This is a genomic window from Aeromonas oralensis, from assembly GCF_049665575.1.
Lineage (GTDB): Bacteria > Pseudomonadota > Gammaproteobacteria > Enterobacterales > Aeromonadaceae > Aeromonas > Aeromonas hydrophila.
Map to the genome: position 1 here is coordinate 992647 of NZ_CP187186.1, position 19265 is coordinate 1011911.

Genomic DNA, 19265 nt, shown 5'->3' on the forward strand with positions numbered 1-19265 from the left:
CTAGAAAAAAGTGACATCAGCATTGTTGGATGGGGTTGCCGTCGGGGTTTTGCGACCGTGATGGATATTGCGCTGCTCATCGGTGGCATATGAGAGTTCCATGTCTGCGAGCCAGCTTTCTACATCGATCTGGATGGGGCCGGACTGGTGCGTTCTGGTGCGCGACGAGATCAGGTGATCGTTGAGGCTGTCCATGTTTTGACGAACATGACCAAGGATCTGACTGACTCTATCCTGGAACTGTAACGAAACGATGACATCGGAAATCTCACGGTGGATCCCGGTACTCTCGCTCTGCAGCAGGGCTGCCGACTCCGCCAGGCTGGTGGCGGCCATCCGAAAGCGCTCCAGTACCTGTTCGATGGCGTGTTCGGCGTCGCTGACGGCGGCCTGATCCCGCCCTGCTGCACTCTCGGCAATCTGGAAGGCCCGACCGATGCCGGTGTTGATGGTATCGACCTTGTCGGTCATCTTCTGGGCGGTCTCGCTGGAGAGGCGCGACAGGGTGCGCACCTCGTCTGCCACCACCGCGAAGCCACGACCCGCTTCACCGGCTCTTGCTGCCTCGATGGCGGCGTTGAGGGCCAGCAGGTTGGTCTGGGAGGCTATCTTGGCCACGTCGAGTGCCATGGTATTGAGTTCGATGGTGTAGGCGGTGAGGGTTTTTATCTCTGCCAGCATGGCGTCACGGTTGGCCTGGGTGGAGTGCATGATGGCGACGACCTGGTTGAGCTGGGCCTGGCTCTCGGCCAGCACGGCGGCCATGCCGGCGGATTTCTCGCCGCCCAGATCGCCGGCGGCGTTGTGGGAGGCGGCGACCGCCTCTTCCAGCTTGGTGGTCAGCCCGGCAAAGCGCTGGGTGAGGTCAATCATGGCCCCTTCGGTTTGCTGGCGAGAGTTTTCAATCTGTTGCGACCAGATGGGCACGGCCTTTTCGCACACCTGCTCGAGCCCGATGATGGAGTGGTTGAGCCCGGCAGCGGACCATGACGGAGTCTGTTCTTGTTCATCGGGCTGGCCGGCAGGTTTGGCATGGTAGTGGCGGGCACTCCACAGGGCGGCAGCCACGGCCAGCACCAGGTTGGCCAGCATATAAGGCAAGGGGCTGCCCGCAAGTACCAGCAGCAGGGTGCTGAACAGGCCCAGGCCAAGGCCGCAGGCCCAGCTGACAGGCTCCCAGAAAGAGGAGGAGTGTGCCCTTGTGTTATCTGTCATACGCGAACTTGCCCCTGCATATGGATGGAAGAAGGTGAACCGCCGTTCCCTCAGGTAGGGAACCCAAGCGCCAACTTGCTACTTATCAATAGCTCAGTAAGGTTAGCGCAAAAAAATGGGCTGGCTACAAATTGGTCCTATTCGGGGGGCGTTACTGAGAAAACTGGAATATGGCGATTGTTATGGGGCCATCGTCGGGAGCCGAAGCGGTGAGAGGGCCGGAGCCTGGGAGGCGGAGAGGAGTGCTGGGCGCGGTAATAAAAAGAGCCTGCATTGGCAGGCTCCTGGTGCTGTATGTGTAGATTTACGCTTCGTCGGCGTGGGCCTTCTGGCACCCTTCCACTGCATGGGCGATGAGCTCCAGCGCGCTCTTGTCGCACGGCGGCAGCTCCGCCTCGCACTTGTTGATGGGGGTAACACGATCACCCCACTTGATGATGGCGGCGCCCCAGGTCAGGCCGGCACCGAAGGCGGCGGTCAGCAGATAGCTGTTCGGCTGGACGCGGCCCTGCTCCAGTGCCTCGCAAAGGGCGATGGGCACGGTGGCGGCGGAGGTGTTGCCGTAGTGCTCGATGTTGACCATCACCTTCTCCATCGGCGCGTTCATGCGCTTGGCGAGGGTCTCGATGATGCGGATGTTGGCTTGGTGCGGCACGATCAGGTCGATCTGCTCCGGAGCGATACCGGCCTGCGCCAGTACCGTGTTGGTGGCTTCGCCCATGCCGCGTACGGCCCGCTTGAAGATCTCCTGGCCTTCGAAGTTGAAGGTGAAGAGGCCGTCGATGTCGGCAAAACGCACCCGGTCGGTGCCGAAGTTCGGCACGTGCAGGATCTCGCGGGCCTCGCTGTCACAGCCCAGCTTGTTGGCGATGAGACCGCTCTCCTGCTCGCTCGCCTCGATTACCACGGCGCCGGCACCGTCGCCAAACAGCACGGCGGTATCGCGACGGGCCCAGTCCAGCAGATAGGTGAGTCGCTCGGCGCCGATCACCAGCACCTTCTTCATCATGCCGGTCTGTACCAGCGAGGTGGCAACCGAGAGGGAATAGACGAAACCGGTGCAGGCGGCGTTGAGGTCGAACACGGCAGCGTTGACGGCGCCCAGCTTCTTTTGCACCGCGGAGGCGGCGCTCGGCAGCAGGTTGTCCGGCGTGGCGGTGGCCAGGATGATGCCGTCGAGGTCGCTGGCTTCCAGCCCGGCGCAGGCCAGTGCACGACGCCCGGCCAGGGTGGCCAGATCAGAGGTGCTGACGTGGGAGATGCGGCGAGCCTTGATGCCGGTGCGCGGGTAGATCCACTCATCCGACGTATCCATGATGGTGCTGAGGTCGTCGTTGGTCAGTACGGAGGGAGGCAGGCATTTGCCCCAGCCGGTGATATTGGCGTATTTCATCTTGTTACCGCTTCTCAAGTGGATCGCCCGCGGGCGGAAAATCGCGCAATTATGCCGCACGGGGCAACCACTGTCATCTTGTGGTCATGGTTATCTGGCAGCAGGGCCACGCCAGGTTGCGTGGGCCCACGGGAAATTTCGCTTAAACCACAGGGCTTGGCTGCCCTAAGATAGGGCTTTCGCCACTGGATGGAACTCCCCCCTTGCACAGAGCCAATCTCAATCTGCTGCCCACCCTCAAGGTGCTGCTGGAGACCCGCAACATCAGCCGGGCGGCGGAGTTGCTGCACCTGAGCCAACCCTCCATCAGCAAGCAGCTGGGCCAGCTGCGCAGCGAGTTTGGCGACGAGTTGCTGGTGCGGGAGGGGCAGCGCTGGCTGCTGACGCCACGGGCCGAGGCGCTGGCTGCCCAGCTGGCGGATTCCCTCGGTGCGCTGGAGCGGCTCTACGAGGCCCCCGGTTTTGACCCGAGCCGCTGCGAGCGGGTGTTCCGGCTCGCCTCCTCCGATTACGTGGCCCAGCACATCCTGCCGGATATCTGCGCGGCGCTGGCCAGGGAGGCGCCGCTGGCGGCGCTGGAGTACAGCCTGTGGGACAAGCGCCTGCTACCGCAGCTGTGGCAATCCGAGCTGGACATGGTTTCCACCATCACCGAACTGGTGCCGGATCAGATCCGCGGCCTGCATCAGGGGGAAGATCGGTTGGTGGTGTTGATGGGTAGCCACCATCCGTTGGCGGGGCGCCCGCTCAGTCTCGATGATTACCTCGCCTGGCCTCATCTGCAGGTGAGCGGCGGGGGTGACAAGGACAGCCCGGTGGAACAGGTACTGGCACCGCAGGGGCTGTCCCGGTGCTGGTTTGCCCGAGTGCCCTTCTTTCAGGCTGCGGTGGAGGTGTTGTTGCGCACCGACTGCCTGCTGACCACCCCAGCTCACATTGCCTGGCAGCTCTCTTGCGAGCACGCCTTGCACTTTTGTGATCTGCCGTTTGTCAGCCGTACCCAGCAGTATCATCTGCTGTGGCACCAGCGCCACCATCAGGATCCGGCCCACAAGTGGTTTCGCGAACTGGCCTATCCCTTCCTGCGCGAACACCTGCAGCGCACAGTGGCGGCGAGCCGCAAGGTGTTGAACCCGCCCCGCTAGCAACAGACGCTTGTGTTGGCCTATAGCCGTTGGCTATGGGTTCTATTCCCAACTTTCACTTCTGGCATAACCTGGGGCCCTTTACCCTGAGCGCAGATATTCATATTCCGCTTGAGACAAGGAACACCATGGAACTGACGAGTTGGCTGGCACTGGCCGCAATCTGCGTGATGGGCGCCATCAGCCCGGGGCCGAGCCTGGCGCTGATCATCCGCAATACGGTGCAAGGAGGGCAGGGGCACGGCGTGGCTACCGCGCTTGGCCACGGCTTCGGAGTCGGCATCTATGCGCTGATCACGGCTTTGGGTCTGGCCATCCTGATCACCCAGACCCCGCTGTTGTTTGACGTTATTCGCTACGGCGGCGCCGCGTTTCTCGCTTGGCTCGGGGTCAAGGCGCTGCTGGTCAAACCCGCCAAGGGGGAGGCGAGTGAAGAGGTGCATCAGCTGCGCGGTCGGCAAGGCGCCTTTGAAGGTTTTATGGTGGCCTTTCTCAACCCCCAGCTCGCGGTCTTCTTCATCGCCCTGTTCAGCCAGTTTGTGCATGCCGACACCGGCTGGCGCGAGGGCGGCATCATGATGCTGACCGCCGGCGGGATCGACGCTGTCTGGTACGTGCTGGTGGCGCTGGTGCTCTCTCGTGGTCCCGTGCTGGCCTGGCTCAAGGCCAAGTCCTTCGTCATCGACAAGGTAAGCGGTCTGGTGCTGCTGGGGCTGGCCTTGAAGGTGGTGCTCTGATCCAATCCTGTATTTTGCGGTGATCTTAAGCGGGATCAAGGCGGGGAGGGTGGCAATGCCCTAGAGTAGCGCCCATTTGCTGTCCGCCCTGATCCCGAGACCATGCACCAGAACAAGCACCCGTTAAGCCACAACAACCGGTTGGAGCTGCTGGCTCCGGCCAAGAACCTCGCCTACGGCATCGAAGCCATCAACCACGGCGCCGATGCCGTCTACATGGGCGGCCCTGCCTTTGGCGCCCGCAGCGCGGCGGGCAACACCATTGAAGATATCGAAGCGCTGGCACGCCACGCCCATCGCTTCGGTGCCCAGGTCTTCGTCGCCTTCAACACCCTGCTGCACGATCACGAGCTGGAGCAGGCCCGGCGCCTGACCCACCAAATTTACGAAGCCGGTGCCGATGCGCTGATCGTGCAGGATATGGGGCTGCTGGCGCTCGATCTGCCACCCATCGCGCTGCACGCCAGTACCCAGACTGACAACCGCACGCCGGAGAAGGTGAAATTCCTGCAGGATGCGGGCTTCTCCCAGGTAGTGCTGGCGCGCGAGCTGTCCCTTGCGCAGATCCGCGAGATAAGCGCCACGACCAATGTGCAGCTGGAGTTCTTTATCCACGGCGCGCTCTGCGTCTCCTACAGCGGTCAGTGCAACATCAGCCATGCCCGCACCGGCCGCAGCGCCAACCGTGGCGAATGTGCCCAGCTCTGCCGCCTGCCCTGCTCGCTGCAAAAGCCGGATGGCGAGGTGCTGGTGGCCGACAGCCACCTGTTGTCCCTCAAGGATATGGATCAGACCGACAACCTGGAGGCGTTGATCGAGGTGGGGATCCGCTCCTTCAAGATTGAAGGGCGTCTCAAGGGGCTCGACTACGTCAAAAACGTCACCGCCTGGTATCGGCAGAAGCTGGACGCCATTCTGGATAGTCGCTCCGATTTGGTGGCTGCCTCTGCTGGCCGTTGCAGCTACGGCTTCACGCCTGACCCCAAAAAGAGCTTCAACCGCGGCAGCACCGATTACTTCCTCCATGGTCGCCAGCCCGGGATCGATTCCACCAAGAGCCCGAAATACGTGGGCGAGCCGCTGGGGCGGGTCACCAAGGTGACCCGTGACGGTATCGAGATCGATGGCAAACAGGTCACCCTCAACAACGGCGACGGTCTGGGCTTCTTCAAGCCGAATAACGAGCTGGTGGGGATGCGCCTCAACAAGGTCGAAGGTAAGCAGTTACTCCTGTCAGAACGCATGCCGGGGCTGAAGGTGGGGACAGAAATCTACCGCAACCACGATCAGGCGTTCAGCAAGATGCTGGAGAAGGCGAGCGCGGATCGCCGCATCCGGGTCGATATGGTGCTGGCAGAGTGCGAGGAGGGCTTGTGCCTCACGCTCACCGACGAGCAGGGCATCAGCGCCGCGGTGACCCTGCCTTGCGACAAACAGGCTGCCGACAATCCGGAGCGGGCGCTGCAACAGGCGCGCGACCAACTTGGCAAACTCGGCAATACCCTGTTTGTGGCGCGCAAGATTGAGTTGGCGTTTACTCACCCGCTATTCGTTGCCGCATCAATGCTCAATGGTTTGCGCCGGGATGCCATCGCCGCGCTGGAGGCGGCGCGTATGGCCAGCTACCAGCGCCCCGAGCGACGCATCGCGCTGCGGGATATCCACTATCCCCAGCACCGTCTCTCCTACCTTGGCAACGTGCTGAACGGCGCGGCCGAGCAGTTCTTCCGCGAGCACGGGGTGGAGCGCATCGCGCCCGCCTATGAGGCGAACAAGGAGGAGCGGGAGGTGGTGCTGATGATCACCAAACACTGCATCCGCTACAGCCAGAACCTCTGCCCGAACGAGGTGCCGGGCCTCAAGGCCGAGCCGCTGGAGCTCAAGATGGGCAAGGACACCTTCCGTCTGCGGTTTGACTGCCACCGCTGCGAAATGCATGTGATGGGGAGTTTGAAGCGTTGATGAAGCTCACCTCTCCCGATACCTGCTGCGGGCGGCGGGCTTTGGCGTTGGGCGGCGCTATTTTCAGGCGCTCGGGTTCCACGGCTGGCTGGCCGAGCGCCTGTGAGTGGGCGCCGTGTCGTCAACAGGAGAGCCCTTCCAGCGTGAGCAGCGCCTGCTTGATGGGCAAGCCCCCCGCATAGCCGGTCAGGCTGCCGTTTTGGCCGATCACCCGGTGGCAGGGGATGATGATCGAGAGCGGGTTGCGGCCGTTGGCGGCGCCCACCGCCCGCACCGCATTGGGTTTGCCGATGGCGCGGGCGATGTCGCTGTAGCTGCGGGTCTCGCCGTAGGGGATGTCGCACAGCGCCTGCCAGACCGCTTGCTGAAACGCCGTGCCTCTTGGTGCGAGCGGCAGGGTGAAGTGTTGCAGGCGGCCGGCAAAATAGGCCTCAAATTGCGCGAGAAAAGGGGCCAGCGCCACCTTGTCCTGTCGCCAGCCACTCATGTCGGGCAGCGCGCGCAGTCCCGCCACGAAGTCCACGTGCAGCAGGCCGCGCTCGTCGATGGCCACCAGCAGATCGCCGCAGCGGCTGGGCAAGATATCGTAGCGGATCATGGGGTTGTCTCCTCTGCTTGATTGTCGCTTGCTGTGCCGCCTGGTACCGGCTCGGTCAGCAGTGCCGATTCGGCCAACAGAGCCGGCTCCTCGCTCATGGCATGCCACAGCCAGCTCGCCGCGTAGCCGCGCCAGGGCCGCCACCATTCGCTGTGGGCCAATACCGCTTTCACCGGCAACTTGGCGCCGCCCCCCAGCGCTTTTTGCAGCACCAGATCCGAGGCGGGGAAGGCATCCGGATCCAGCCCGCAGCGTAGCCGCCAGTAGGCGACCGTCCAGGGGCCGATACCGGGCAGCGCCAGCAGCTGTTCATCGCTGGCGCTGATCAAGCTCAACTCGCCGCTGGCCAGCGCCAGCGCCAGCCCCTGCAGCGTTCTGATCCGGCTGCCGGGCATGCCGATGCCGTCCAGGTTGAGCTCGCACAGCTGGGCAGGGGTGGGCAACTGCGCCACCCCGAATTGCGCCTCGGTACGTGCCACCAGCCGTCCGAGTATGGTGATGGCCCCCTTGACCGACACCTGCTGGCCGACGATGGCGCGCAGCATCACCTCGTACTCATCCCAGCCGGCGGGCAGCCTAACTCCCGGCCAGCGCGCCTGCAGACGCGCCAGCAGCGGATCCTGCCCGAGTCGTGCACCGATGCGCTGCATGTCGGCATCGAGATCCCACATCCGGCGCACCCGATACAGCAGATCCGGCAGCGCGGCGGGCGGCAGATCATGGACGCTGAGCTGCAGGCTGTGCCCCTTGCCCTGGCTGATGCGCACCCGCGCGACCTGATCGCCGACCCGGTGCCAGCGTTCATAGACCTCGCCATCCACCCGCTCCAACCCCGGAATGGCGCGCAGCCGGTAGAACGCCAGCATGGCCGCCACGTCGTAAGGGGGGCGGTAGGGCAGTTGTAGCGTGAGCATCGCCCCCTCCTCGGGCGCTTGCGTCAGGGCGGCGTCGTCGCCGGCTGGCTCGCTTTGACGGCGCAGGGCCCGCGGCGCCAAGCCGTATGCCTGCTGCCAGGCGTCGTTGAAGCGGCGAATGCTGGCAAAGCCCGCCGCAAACGCGATGTCGGTGATGGGCAGCCGGGTTTCGGTCAGCAGTCGCTTGGCGAGCAGCAGCCGGCGCGTCTGCTCCACCTGTTTCGGCGAAGCGCCGAGGTGCTGCTCGAACTGGCGGCGCAGCGTGCGCTCACTGATGCCGGCCTGTTCCGCCAGCGTGGTGAGCGAGCCTTCCGCCAGCTCGCCGCGATCGATTCGGGCCAGCAGGCGTGCCAGCGTCGGCGGCAGATCGCCGGGGGCGGCGGGCGCGAGCTCAGGCCGGCAGCGCAGGCAGGGGCGCAGGCCGTGCTGCTCCGCTGCGGCGGCGCTTTGGAAGTAGCGCACGTTGTGCTCGTGCGGCGGCCGCGCCGGGCAGACAGGCCGGCAGTAGATGCCGGTGGAGAGCACGCCGGTAAAGAAGCGGCCGTCGAAGCGCGCATCGCGGGCCAAGCGGGCGGCATGGCACTGCTCGGCGCTGAGCGGCAGGCCTGACTCATGCTCTGTGGCCGGCGGCATCGTCATGGCGTGATCTGTTGGCATCGCTGGCTCCTTGCGCCGAAAACGGGGGGGGGGGGGCGCGGCGGCCCGGATGAGTGAGAGACTAAGCAGGAACGAAGGCGATGACTAGTCAGAAACGGACAGCAATTGAAATAAAACCGACGCCGCACCCGCGACTACAGGGCATGAAAAACAGATCGGTTTGGCGGGGCAAGTGTGCGAATCTGGGGTGACAACATCCAAGGAGGAGAGAGCCATGCCAGGACCCGCACGTGCCGGCGCCCTGATCTATGCCAGGGATCCCGGCCTGCTGAGCCACTTTTATCGTACCCTGCTGCAGATGGAGATCCGCAGCCAGAGTGACGAGCTGATCGTGCAGGAAAATGCCGACATCCAGCTGTTGCTGCACGCAATCCCCGCCCCCTATGCCGAGCAGGTGGTCATCACCACGCCGCCGCAGCTGCGCGAGCAGGGCGCCATCAAGCTGTTCTTTACCGTGCCAAGCCTCGCCTGGGCGGAAGCGAAGGCGGCCGATCTCGGTGGCGGCTTGCTGCCGCAGCAGTGGTCCGGCCCCGGTTTCGTGGTGCGCAATGCGTTCGACCCCGAGGGCAACATCCTGCAGCTGCGCGAGTTTGTCGGCGTGCCGGACGGGCGTTGACGCGCCGTGTTGCCATGAAAAACGGGGCCGTGAGGCCCCGTTTGTTATCTGCTGGCGGGCGCTCTGGCCCTACTTCAGATAGCGCTGCTCCAGATGGCGGCGCAGCCAGTGCGGGTTCAGCGCCTCGCCGGTGGCACGGCTGACCAGTTCGTCGGTGCCGTAGCGGCTGCCCTGGGACCAGATGTGACGACCCAGCCAGGCGAAGATCTCCGGCAGGCGGCCCGCCGCGATCAGCTCGCCCATGTTGCCGAGCTCCCGCTCGAGCGCGAAGCGCAGCTGCGCCGCGTACATGGCGCCGAGCGTGTAGCTCGGGAAGTAGCCGAACGAGCCGTCGGTCCAGTGAATGTCCTGCATGCAGCCATTCTGGTAGTTGCCCTGGGTGGAGAGCCCCAGCCACTGCTGCATCTTGGCGTCCCACAGCGCGGGGATGTCCGCCACCTCGATGCGCCCCTCGATAAGGTCGCGCTCCAGCTCGTAGCGCAGGATGACGTGGGCCGGGTAGGTCACCTCGTCCGCATCGACCCGGATAAGGCCGGGCTCGACCCGATTGTAGAGCTTGACCAGGTTCGCCGGCGCCAACGCCGCCTGCTCGCCGAAGTGGGCGCGAATGTGCGGCGCCAGCAGCGTGAGGAAGGCGGGATCATGGCCGAGCTGCATCTCGCAGAACAGGCTCTGGCTCTCGTGAATGCCCATGGAGCGCGCCTCGGCCACCGGCTGGCCCAGCAACTGGCGCGGCAAGCCCTGCTCGTAACGGGCGTGACCGGTTTCGTGGACTATGCCCATCAGGCTGGAGACGAACTCCTGCTCGTTGTAGCGGGTGGTGATGCGCACGTCGGTCGGCACCCCGCCGCAGAATGGGTGGCTGCTCACATCGAGCCGGGCCGTGGGCAAAATCGAAGCCGAGCAGCCCCATCACCTGCTGGCCGAGCGCCTGCTGGGCGGCGATGGGGAAGGGGCCTTGCGGGATCTGCACCGACTCGCGCTTTTGCTGCTCGCTCACGGTCTGGATCAGGTTTGGCAGCCAGCCGGTCAGATCGCCGAAGATCTCGTCGAGCCGGGCGCTGGTCATGCCCGGCTCATAGAGCGCCAGCATGGCATCGTAGGGGCGTACCCCCAGCGCGTCGGCACGCAGGCGAGCCACCTCGCGCGCGAGTGTCACCACCTCGGTGAGGTTGGGTGCAAAGCCCGCCCAATCGTTCTCCTTGCGCTGGCGGCGCCAGGCGTGCTCGCACTTGCTGCCGGCGAGCGACAGCGCCTCCACGAGATCCCCGGGCAGCAGGCTTGCATCCTGCCAGTGGCGCTTGATCTCGCGCAGGTTGGCGCGCTGGATCTCGTCCAGCGGCTCGCTCTCGGCCTTGGCAATCCAGTCGCCCAGCTCGGGGGCGGTGCGCTTGTGGTGGATCAGCAGCCCCAGTTCGGCCATGGCTTCGGCGCGGGCTTCGTTGCCCCCCTCCGGCATCATGGCGGCCTGATCCCAGCCGCAGATGGCCGAGAGGTGGGAGAGGCGGTGCAGTTGTTGCTGATGTTGTTCGAGTTTCTGGTATGACATGGGATTGTCCTTGTTATCGTCCCTGATGGTATGCACCCCGTACCTGGCATGCTCGGGGCCGCCCGATGCTAGCACTGCCATCCACCCTGGTGCCACCCTCAGGCAGTCAGCCAAGCCGCTTCTGGTGGCGTTCGCGGTTCTCCGCCTTCTTGCGCTCGCTCTTGCGCAGCAGCACGTAGAGGGCACCACCGCCGCCGTGGCGACGCTCGGCGCTGTGCATGGCCATCACCGCCGGCAGTTGCGGCAACCAGGCGCTGACATAGCTTTTGAGCAGGGCGCGCGGCGTGCTGCGCTCTCCCTTGCCGTGCAGGATCAGCAGGCAGCGGATGTCGCGCAGTTCGCAATCCGCGATGAACTGCACCAGGCTCTGGCGCGCTTCGTTCAGGGTCTTCTGGTGCAGGTCCAGGCTTGCCTGCAGCTCGTACTTGCCGAGCCGCAGCTTCTTGTAGACTCCCTCCTGCACCCCGTCACGCTTGAAGCCGACGATGGCGTGGGGGTCGAGCATCTCGACCGCCTCCATGCTGAGGTGATCCTGGGCGAGTTGTTCGGCGGTGGCGGCCTGGCGCCGCGCCAGCTGGGCGTCGGTCGGGCTGCTGGCCGTCTGGAGGCGGACATGGTCGTTGCGAATGGGGCGCACATCGGCCACTTCATTGCGAAACAGTGAGAGTTCGTCGTTTTGAGACACGGCAGGCTCCCCGCAGGTGGAATGAGCGGCCATTATAGCGGGCGGGGGCGGATCTGAAAGTGGCGGGCGCGCTGGTGGCAACGGGTTGCTCAGCTCGTGAGCAAAGGAGGCGAGGGCGGGATCAGGCGATCGGGGATCGCCTGACGCAGGCTTATTGGCCCTCTTTCGGCGGCTTGGCGTTCATCACCTTGTAGATGAAATAGGCCGCGTAGGAACTGATCAGCAGGAAGGTACCGATAATCACCAACATGGACATCAGTCCCACGCTGTTGCCGAACATCAGGTTCATCCAAAATTCCATCTCATGCACTCCAGTCATCCCATTGATGACAGGCATGATAGATACCTCTTTGGGAGCAAAGAGATGATCTCGATCAAGTCCTTCCGTGGTTATTAAATCGGCAGCCGGATCTGTGAGCGCCCTCCCACATCAAGACCCTGACGGGGCCGATGTGGCTCCGCCTGCGCCTTATTGGCGGGGCTGCTTGCGCGGACCCGGCTCGGTGAGCGGGGTGATGCGCCAGCCCTGTTGTTCCAGCAACGCGAGCAAGCCCTGGTCGCCGTAAAGATGCAGCGCTCCTACCACGATGAAGCTCTCGTTCGGCAGGGTGGACCATTTCTTCAGCCAGTTGTGGTTGCGCTCCGCCAGCAGGGTCTGCTCCAGCCAGGCCTGCAGTTTGGGCGGTGCCATCTCCGATTTGAGCAGGTTGATGAGGGTCGCCTCGTCCCCCTCTTCCCACGCCTTCATCACCTCGCGAAAGCCGCGCTCGAGTTCGGGCAGCTCGTCCAAGGTGCTCTCCAGCATCAGGGTCTGGTTGTCACCGACGCTGGCGAGGTAGCCGAGCTGCTCGAGCAGGGTCTCGAAGCCGATGATGGGCTTGCCGCTGTCGCCTGCCTGCTTGGCGAAGTGCTGATCCACCCCGAGCGCGCTGCGAAAGTCGGTGCGCTCCAGCGCCGCCTGGGTGAGGGTGATGGCGGCGAACCAGGGGCGCAGCGGGGCCAGCATGTTCTCGGTCAGGCCGTTCTGGCCGGCGGCGATGATGGTGCGCCGGTAGAGATCGAGCGGCACGTGCTCCTTGAGGGTCTTGCCGTCCACCAGCCGGGTGATGGCCCCCATCTCCTGCCACTGCTGCTGGCTGATGTGGGTCAGGTCGACCTCCAGCACCAGGGCGCGGCTCTGCAGCCAGGCCCGCTCGATGGGGTCGGGCAGCGGATAGAGCGAAGGCTTGCCCGCGTGGATGGAGCCCAGCAGCCAGTGCTGCTGATCGCCCTTGCTGACCTTATAGAAGGCGGGGTCGGCAAAGGCGCTCAGCGGCAGCAGCAGGCAGAGCAGGAAGGGGAGCAGCAGGCGATGGAGTCTCATGGGGCACCTTATGTCAGCGGATGGCTTCTCTTCGTCACAATAACCCCTATGATAAGTCCTCATTTGTCACAGCCAAGAGGTTTTCCCATGCCCCACCTTCGTTTTCGGGCCGTCTCCGTCGACACCCTCAAGCAGATAAGCGCCCCCCTGCTGGCGGATCTCTGTGCCCTCACCGGGGGCAAACCGGAGTTCGTCACCCTGGAGAGGGTCGACAGCCACTGGGTACGCGAGGGGGAGGTCGAGGCCGGTTTTCCGTTCGTCGAGCTGGTCTGGTTCGAACGCCCGCAGGAGCTGCAGGACGCGGCCGCGGCGCTGATTACCCGCCACCTCAAAGCGGTGTTGGGGGAGCAGACCTATGTGGTGGTGCAGGTGCTGCCCATCGTCAAAAGCTGCTATTACAGCAACGGCCAGCACTACTGAGCGGGGACTGCCAGGGATGGCGGCTTGGCTAATTCAAGCCACTCTGGTGCCGGTTGGTGGGGATGAGACGAGAGGCGACGATGCGCGTCGTCGCCCCTGGCTGCAGGCTGCTTGCGGGTGTGCCGGGTGGCGAGGCGGTCGCCGTCAGGCCGACTTGGCCAGGATCCGGTCGAGCAGGCGGCTGGGCAACAGGCGGCGCAGCACCCCGAACAGCCGGGTCGGGAAGGTGACCGGGTAGCGGTGTTTGGGGCGCGGGCTGCCGAGTGCGTGCAGCAGCGGCGCAATACAGGCCTCGCTTGGCAGGGTAAAGCCACGGGCTCCCCCTTCACGCTCCAGCCGGCTCAGAGTCTGCTGGTAGGCGGCCTGATGGCGGCTGGCGGCGGGCTCTATGTGGCGCAGGAAGGCGGCGCGGGCATTGGCCCGAAAGCGGGTGTCGATGGGGCCCGGCTCGATCAGGCTGATCTGCACGCCGCTGCCGGCCAGCTCCAGGCGCAGGGTATCGGTATACCCTTCCAGCGCGAACTTGCTGGCGTTGTAGGCGCCGCGATACTTCATGGCCACCAGCCCCAGCACCGAGCTGTTCTGCACGATGCGCCCCTCGCCGGCCGCCAGCATGGCCGGCAGCAGCTGGCGAATCAGGTGGTGCCAGCCAAACAGGTTGGTATCGAACTGCTCGCGCAGCGCCTGGGTGGGCAAATCCTCCAGCGCGCCGGGCTGGCCGTAGGCGCCGTTGTTGAACAGGCCATACAGGCGGCCGCCAGCCAGTGCCTGCGCCTCGGCTGCGCCGCGCGCTATGCTGGCCTCGTTGGCCAGATCCAGCTCGACCGCCAGCAAACCCAGCTGGCGCAAATGCGCCACATCCTCGGCCTTGCGGGCGGAGGCGATGACGGTGTAGCCGTGCTGGCCGAGTGCCTTGGCGGCGGCCAGGCCGATGCCGCTGGAGCAGCCGGTGATCAGAACGAAGCGGGACATGGGCGGATCCTTGTGGTGACGGCGCAGGCAGAAGCACCTGCGGTTTTGCATGTTAACCCGCTGATCAGAAAAAGAAAACCGGGCCAATCGGCCCGGTTTGCTAAGTTCAACCACCTGCTTACAGGATGGTGAACGGCATGATGATGTGGAACTTGACGTCTTTCTCGGAGGCGAAGATGTTGGGGTATTCGGTCCAACCGCCGCTCTGGCTGATGTCGTTGTTGTAATCGGTGTAGTGCAGCTTGAACAGGGTGCCCTTCAGCTTGCCATCCTGCACTGTGTACATGACGTCGAAGTTAGCTGCCCATTCGGTATCTTCACCATTGGTGGCCTTGGTGCCGTCGCCTTTCTGGATATCCCAGCCGTAGGCACCGGAGACACCGACGGACCAGCCAGGTGCACCCACCAGGTCATCCAGGGAACGGGTCACGCCGAAGTACAGCGCTTTCTCGTTGTTGGCGTTCCAGTCGGAGCGGGAGTCCCACCAGATTTCGTTCGCGCCCTGGGAGTTGCCGTAGCCACGGGTCAGACGGGGCAGGTAGTTGCCTTCGTTACCCTCGGCCTTGGTCCACAGACCTTCCAGACGGAAGCCGTACGGGCCCATGCCCCAAGCGGCGGTCAGCGCTTGCTGCCATGCCAGGCCATCGTAAGTCTCGATGTCGGCACCACCCTTCTGATAGGTCTTGGTGTCGGAACCGTAGAACTGGTAGCTGGTGGAGAGACCGTTCAGCACGTCGAATTTATGGGCCAGCTTGAAGTGGTAGCTGTCCATGTAGTTTTCGGAGTTACCGTAGGAACCTGTGATGGCGGTGCCGTTCTCGAAGGTGTAACGGGCGGCGACACCCTGGATGTAGTCGATGACGTTTTCATCGGCGAACGGGTCCATCCATGCCTTGGCGCGGGAGAACTTCTGGGTCTCTTTGTACCAGGGAGATTTGTACTCGTCGGCGATGGCGTAGGTCAGGTAGAGGCCACCGAAGTTACCCTCGATCTGGCCACCACGATAGGTACCCGGCTGATAGGACCAGTTCACGCCGATCACGCCCGGTACGTAGAGCTGAGTCAGACCACCCTTGGCGGTGAGGGCACCGTCCAGCGCCTTGAATTTCAGCGAGGCGTTGGCCAGGCTGAAGCCGCCTTCCGGGGAACCGTCCTTGTAGTTTTCGCCCCATTTGTTGCCGGCGAAGGAGAATTCGTTCTCCTGGTTGACCGGGTGGTTCTCGGTCACGGCCAAGTCATAGGCACCGAAACCGCCTACATCGATACCCACCACGTCCCAGGCGTAGCCGGAGTTGAAGTTCAGGGAGGCCTGGGTGGTGGCGTGGCTCAGGTTGGATTGGTACTTGCCTTCTTTGTTCTTGGCGGTGGGGTCGCCGTCGATACGCTGACGGTCACGCTGGAAGTAGAAGAGACCACCGTTGAGTTTGCCTTCTTCATAGAACTTGCTGGCGGCGGCTGCATAGGTGGGGCCGGCTTCGTCGGCAGCCAACACCATACCGGGGGCGAGCATGGCAGCGACGATGGCTGCGCTCAATGCGGCACGTTTGAAGATCACTTTTTCCATTTTGTATTGCTCCTGATTTTATGGACTTAGCTTTTTTTGTCCGGCAGTCAGGCAAGCGCCCGCCGCTCGGTATTGGCATTGCAATCAAGACCCCGAAGGGCAAAAAGTTCGAGTATGTCGGCTGCGGCCGCGACGTCTTGGCACATCTGCGGTGGTGCAGTTCTGTTCATCACATAGTTTGTTTTTTTGTGTTCCGATCCTTGGCTATCGGACAATCCAAGAGTACGTTCGCGGTGCGAAATATCAATGGAAAGTTCCCACCAAGTTTCAAAAATATGACCGAGTGCAAATAATCATGACGCTTGCTGTGGACACTCCCAGCCCGCTGATATCGGTGATGACAACGTTTTCAGATGAAATTTCCGGCCGATCCGGACGGATCGCACGCTGCAGAGGGATCTTTCTTCGTTAACCCGCGGATAACAGATAATTTTGTGCCACAAAAAAGATAAACCCCTGCGCGATGGCAGGGGCCGGGTAGGGGGCGCCGGCTAAACCGGCGCGGCTCAGGCCTGGTGACCGAGGATGCGCGGGATCTGGCTGGCCTGGTGGTGGATGTGCTCCGACACTTGCACCGAAAGGCGGCTGCCCTGGCGGGCGTGCTGGCTGATGCGGCCGATGAGATCGGCAAAACTGGCCAGCTTGTGCTCCTGGCTCTTGGCGTTGTCGGCCCCCTGCAGGGCGATGACCGCCGTGCTGCGCGCCATCTCCCGCACCGCCTGGGTGGTCTGGCGCAGCTGCTCCGCCTGCTGGCGCTGGGCGGAGGCTTCTGCGGTGATGCGCGCCAGTACGGTGCCGAGCTGCTCCCCCGCCTGGGTGAGTCTGGTCAGGATCTCGGTGATCTGGCCGAGGGAGCGCTGGGTATCGGCAGAGAGGTGGCGCACCTCGTCGGCCACCACCGCAAAGCCGCGCCCCTGTTCGCCGGCCCGTGCCGCCTCGATGGCCGCGTTGAGCGCCAGCAGGTTGGTCTGCTGGGAGATGTGGCCGATCACGTCGACGATGGCGGTCACATCTTCCACCGAGCGCTTGAGCTGGGCCAGGGCGCCGCCACTCTCGTCGATGGCGAGCCCGGTCTGGGCGGTGGCCTGCAACATGCCGCCCACCAGCTGCTCGCTCTGGCTCATGGAGTGCTCGTTGTGCTGGGCGTGCTGCGCTATCTCGGCGGCCACCTGATGCACCTCGCCGGCCAGCTGGTTCAGCTCGCTCATCATCAGATCGCTTTCGTCTACCGCCTGCTCCGTGGTGCGGGTGCTGTGATGGATCTCCTGCACCTGGTTGACCATCCCCTGCAGGCTTTGCGATACCGCCGACAGCTGACCCTCTTTCTGCTGCTGATCCTGCTGCAGCCGCAGGATGAGGCGGTTGTAGCTGGCGACGATGTCGGCCAGCTCGTTGCGCTCGCGCCCCTCTGGCAGGGTCTCGGCCTGCCCGGTCTCGTCGAGCTGCAGAAAGGCCGCGCGCAGGCGCAGCAATGGCCTTACCAGCCAGCGGCGCTGCACCAGTGCAAACAGCAGGGCGACCAGCACCAGACAGAGCGCCAGACTGCCGAGGATGGCGGCCAGCCGCTGATTGACCGCCTGGCGGGCGGCGGCCAGTTCGCTGCCCATCTGGCCTGTGGCCTGCAGCATCTGGCCTATGTCTTGCTGCACCGCGAGACGGCCCGCCTGCTGCTGTTGCAGCGCCTTGCGGCTGTTCTCCAGCTCCTGCGGGTAGCGCTTGAGCAGCGAGAGCAGTTCGGCCTTGGGCAGATCCCCGAGCTCCTTGCGCTCCGGCTCCCCCAGGGTGAACTCATCGGCGGGAGGCGCCTCGAAAAGATCCAAACTCGGCAGGGCCGCCAGCTGCTCGGCCTGTTTTTGCAGGGCCGCCAGCTCAAACTGCAACCCTTCCAGCAGCTTGGGGCTGGCCTGCTCCATGTAGTTCTGGCGCAGGTGAGCGAGCCCCGGCAGGGCTGCCAGCAGGTCGCCGGCCAGCTGGCGATAGCGCTCGGCGCTGGCCGGGTCGCTCCCCATCGCCCCTTGCTGGCCGTAACGCAGCAGCGCCCTTGCCTGATCGGTCAGCTCGTTCTCGGCATTTTGCAGCAGCCACTGGCTGTTGCCGGAGAGCTTGCCGGCCGCCAGATAGTCGCTGTCGATGCGCGCACCCATCTGTTCGAGCAGGCTGCGCAGCGGGGCCGTGAGCGCCACATCCTGCTGGGCGAGCTGGGCAAGCGCCTGCTTGCGCACCGCTTCGGCCTCGGTCAGCCGCAGGGGATCGCCGCTGGCGAGGTAGTCGCGCAGGGTGCCCTGCAGGGTGCCGGTGAGCCGCTGCTGCAGCCGTTCGTGCTGGTATTGGGCCTGCTCGGCCTGGTTGAGCTGTTGCCAGCCGTGCCAGAGGGCACCGACCTGCACGGCGGCGACCAGCAGCAGAGCGAGAGAAGATAGGGAGGCGTAATGGGCAATTTTCACGGCAGCATTCCTGCTTGTTGAACCACGGCGATGGGCGTCGGCGTGAGCTTAAGCAGCAGAGATGGCGCTTTTATGACAGTCAGCCCGGCGGCCTGGGCTGACTGTCGAGGGGGACTGGATTATTGCAGTGGGGCGGGGGCTTCCTGCTGCTGGCGGGCAGGGGGCTTGCCCAGCATGCCGAGCAGGGCGCCACCCATGATGAGGGCGCCGGCCACCAGGTGACGGGGGGTCAGCTGCTCACCATTGAGCAGCACCAGCAGCAGCGTGCTCAGCAGCGGCGTCAGATAGGCCAGCGCGCCGATCCGGCGCGGATCCCCGTCTCGCAGCGCCAGATACCAGGTGACGAAAGCCGCCCCCATGGGGCCGAGTGCCAGCCCGATGATGAGGCCCCAGTCACCGGTCGGGATGCGGGCCACCGGCAGCGGTCCCTCCAGCAGCCAGGCCAGCAGCAGTGCCAGCAACCCGGCGGGCAGACAGGCCGCCGCCGTCATCACCGCCGGGGCCGGCGGCAGCCGGCGCGACAGCACCGAGTAGGCGCCCCAGACGATGGCGGCCCCCAGCGCCAGCAGATAGCCCGGCAGATAGGCCTGTTGCAGCTGCAGCTCGCCGTTCACCATCACCAGCACTGAGCCGGCCAGGCCCAGGGCGCCGGCCAGCAGGTGACGACCGTGCAGCGGGTGACCCGGCAGCAGCAATGGGGTGAACAATATGATGCACAGTGGCCACAGGTAGTTGATGAGGTTCGCCTCCAGCACGGGGGCATGGCGAAAACTCATGAACAGCAGCAGGTGATAGAGCAGCAGGGCGCTGATGGTCACCAGCCAGTTGACCGGACGAGCTCGCCACTGACGCCAGAATGGCAGGGCACCCGCCCCGCAGAAGAACAGCACCAGCCCCACCAGTACCAGCGGCGACACGCTGGTAACCCGGGAGGTGAGCGCCGCCAGCGAGGCCCACAGCACTATGGTCAGCAGCGCCAGCCCGGTGGACTTGTCCCACCACGAAGCAGCAGACATCCAACACTCCTTTGC

Annotated in this window: 16 protein-coding genes and 1 pseudogene; 5 read left to right on the plus strand and 12 right to left on the minus strand. The window is 64.4% G+C overall.

Going from position 1 to position 19265, the window contains the following annotated elements; all coding sequences use genetic code 11:
• Both ACPDZI_RS04875 and ACPDZI_RS04880 read right to left on the minus strand, forming a co-directional pair.
• Entirely contained in the window at nucleotides 1-1215 is a 1215-nt protein-coding gene (locus ACPDZI_RS04875) for a methyl-accepting chemotaxis protein (RefSeq protein ID WP_438834110.1), read from the minus strand.
• 304 nt (nucleotides 1216-1519) lie between these two features.
• Nucleotides 1520-2608: a ketoacyl-ACP synthase III gene (locus ACPDZI_RS04880; protein ID WP_187268079.1), complete on the minus strand. Its 1089-nt coding sequence runs from the start codon at nucleotides 2606-2608 to the stop codon at nucleotides 1520-1522.
• 203 nt (nucleotides 2609-2811) lie between these two features.
• Between ACPDZI_RS04880 and ACPDZI_RS04885 the strand changes: the two genes are divergently transcribed.
• The 3 genes from ACPDZI_RS04885 (at nucleotide 2812) to ACPDZI_RS04895 (ending at nucleotide 6452) form a co-directional block, all read left to right on the plus strand.
• Nucleotides 2812-3753: a LysR family transcriptional regulator gene (locus ACPDZI_RS04885; protein ID WP_438834111.1), complete on the plus strand. Its 942-nt coding sequence runs from the start codon at nucleotides 2812-2814 to the stop codon at nucleotides 3751-3753.
• Between the two features lie 128 nt (nucleotides 3754-3881).
• Nucleotides 3882-4490 (plus strand): LysE family translocator, encoded by a 609-nt coding sequence (locus ACPDZI_RS04890; protein WP_187268081.1) that lies wholly within the window; start codon nucleotides 3882-3884, stop codon nucleotides 4488-4490.
• Between the two features lie 102 nt (nucleotides 4491-4592).
• Entirely contained in the window at nucleotides 4593-6452 is a 1860-nt protein-coding gene (locus tag ACPDZI_RS04895; protein ID WP_438834112.1) for a peptidase U32 family protein, read from the plus strand.
• Nucleotides 6453-6573: 121 nt separating this feature from the next.
• Here the strand turns inward: ACPDZI_RS04895 and ACPDZI_RS04900 are convergent, their stop codons facing one another.
• Together ACPDZI_RS04900 and ACPDZI_RS04905 are read right to left on the minus strand one after the other, a co-directional pair.
• Nucleotides 6574-7050, minus strand: coding sequence for a methylated-DNA--[protein]-cysteine S-methyltransferase (locus ACPDZI_RS04900; RefSeq protein ID WP_438834113.1), 477 nt, complete (start codon nucleotides 7048-7050; stop codon nucleotides 6574-6576).
• Nucleotides 7047-8621, minus strand: a complete 1575-nt coding sequence (locus tag ACPDZI_RS04905; RefSeq protein ID WP_438834114.1) for an AlkA N-terminal domain-containing protein — start codon at nucleotides 8619-8621, stop codon at nucleotides 7047-7049. The genes ACPDZI_RS04900 and ACPDZI_RS04905 overlap by 4 nt, the downstream gene beginning before the upstream one ends.
• 214 nt (nucleotides 8622-8835) lie before the next feature.
• Here ACPDZI_RS04905 and ACPDZI_RS04910 point away from each other — a divergent pair, with 214 nt between their 5' ends.
• Nucleotides 8836-9237, plus strand: coding sequence for a VOC family protein (locus tag ACPDZI_RS04910; protein ID WP_024944412.1), 402 nt, complete (start codon nucleotides 8836-8838; stop codon nucleotides 9235-9237).
• Between the two features lie 69 nt (nucleotides 9238-9306).
• Here the strand turns inward: ACPDZI_RS04910 and ACPDZI_RS04915 are convergent.
• The 4 genes and pseudogenes from ACPDZI_RS04915 to ACPDZI_RS04930 all read right to left on the minus strand — a co-directional run bounded on the left by ACPDZI_RS04915 (nucleotide 9307) and on the right by ACPDZI_RS04930 (nucleotide 12834).
• Nucleotides 9307-10786: pseudogene (locus ACPDZI_RS04915) on the minus strand (carboxypeptidase M32).
• A gap of 106 nt (nucleotides 10787-10892) precedes the next feature.
• A complete protein-coding gene (smrA, locus tag ACPDZI_RS04920; RefSeq protein ID WP_438834115.1) occupies nucleotides 10893-11471 on the minus strand; it encodes a DNA endonuclease SmrA in 579 nt (192 codons plus the stop codon).
• 151 nt (nucleotides 11472-11622) lie between these two features.
• Entirely contained in the window at nucleotides 11623-11808 is a 186-nt protein-coding gene (locus ACPDZI_RS04925) for a DUF3149 domain-containing protein (RefSeq protein ID WP_011704978.1), read from the minus strand.
• A gap of 132 nt (nucleotides 11809-11940) precedes the next feature.
• Complete coding sequence (locus ACPDZI_RS04930) at nucleotides 11941-12834, minus strand: TraB/GumN family protein (protein ID WP_171280215.1); 894 nt, start codon at nucleotides 12832-12834, stop codon at nucleotides 11941-11943.
• 87 nt (nucleotides 12835-12921) lie between these two features.
• Here ACPDZI_RS04930 and ACPDZI_RS04935 point away from each other — a divergent pair, with 87 nt between their 5' ends.
• Nucleotides 12922-13254 (plus strand): DUF1904 family protein, encoded by a 333-nt coding sequence (locus tag ACPDZI_RS04935; protein ID WP_076362291.1) that lies wholly within the window; start codon nucleotides 12922-12924, stop codon nucleotides 13252-13254.
• A 144-nt stretch (nucleotides 13255-13398) separates the two neighbouring features.
• On the opposite strand, the gene ACPDZI_RS04940 is transcribed toward ACPDZI_RS04935, so the two are convergent.
• From ACPDZI_RS04940 to ACPDZI_RS04955, 4 genes are all read right to left on the minus strand, one after another.
• Nucleotides 13399-14226 (minus strand): SDR family oxidoreductase, encoded by an 828-nt coding sequence (locus ACPDZI_RS04940; protein WP_438834116.1) that lies wholly within the window; start codon nucleotides 14224-14226, stop codon nucleotides 13399-13401.
• A 118-nt stretch (nucleotides 14227-14344) separates the two neighbouring features.
• Complete coding sequence (locus ACPDZI_RS04945; protein WP_011704981.1) at nucleotides 14345-15790, minus strand: OprD family outer membrane porin; 1446 nt, start codon at nucleotides 15788-15790, stop codon at nucleotides 14345-14347.
• Nucleotides 15791-16296: 506 nt separating this feature from the next.
• Nucleotides 16297-18234 (minus strand): methyl-accepting chemotaxis protein, encoded by a 1938-nt coding sequence (locus ACPDZI_RS04950; RefSeq protein WP_438834117.1) that lies wholly within the window; start codon nucleotides 18232-18234, stop codon nucleotides 16297-16299.
• A 119-nt stretch (nucleotides 18235-18353) separates the two neighbouring features.
• Nucleotides 18354-19250 carry a DMT family transporter gene (locus tag ACPDZI_RS04955; protein WP_130632893.1) on the minus strand — a complete coding sequence of 299 codons (897 nt, stop codon included), beginning with the start codon at nucleotides 19248-19250 and terminating at the stop codon, nucleotides 18354-18356.
• Between the last annotated feature and the right edge of the window lie 15 nt (nucleotides 19251-19265).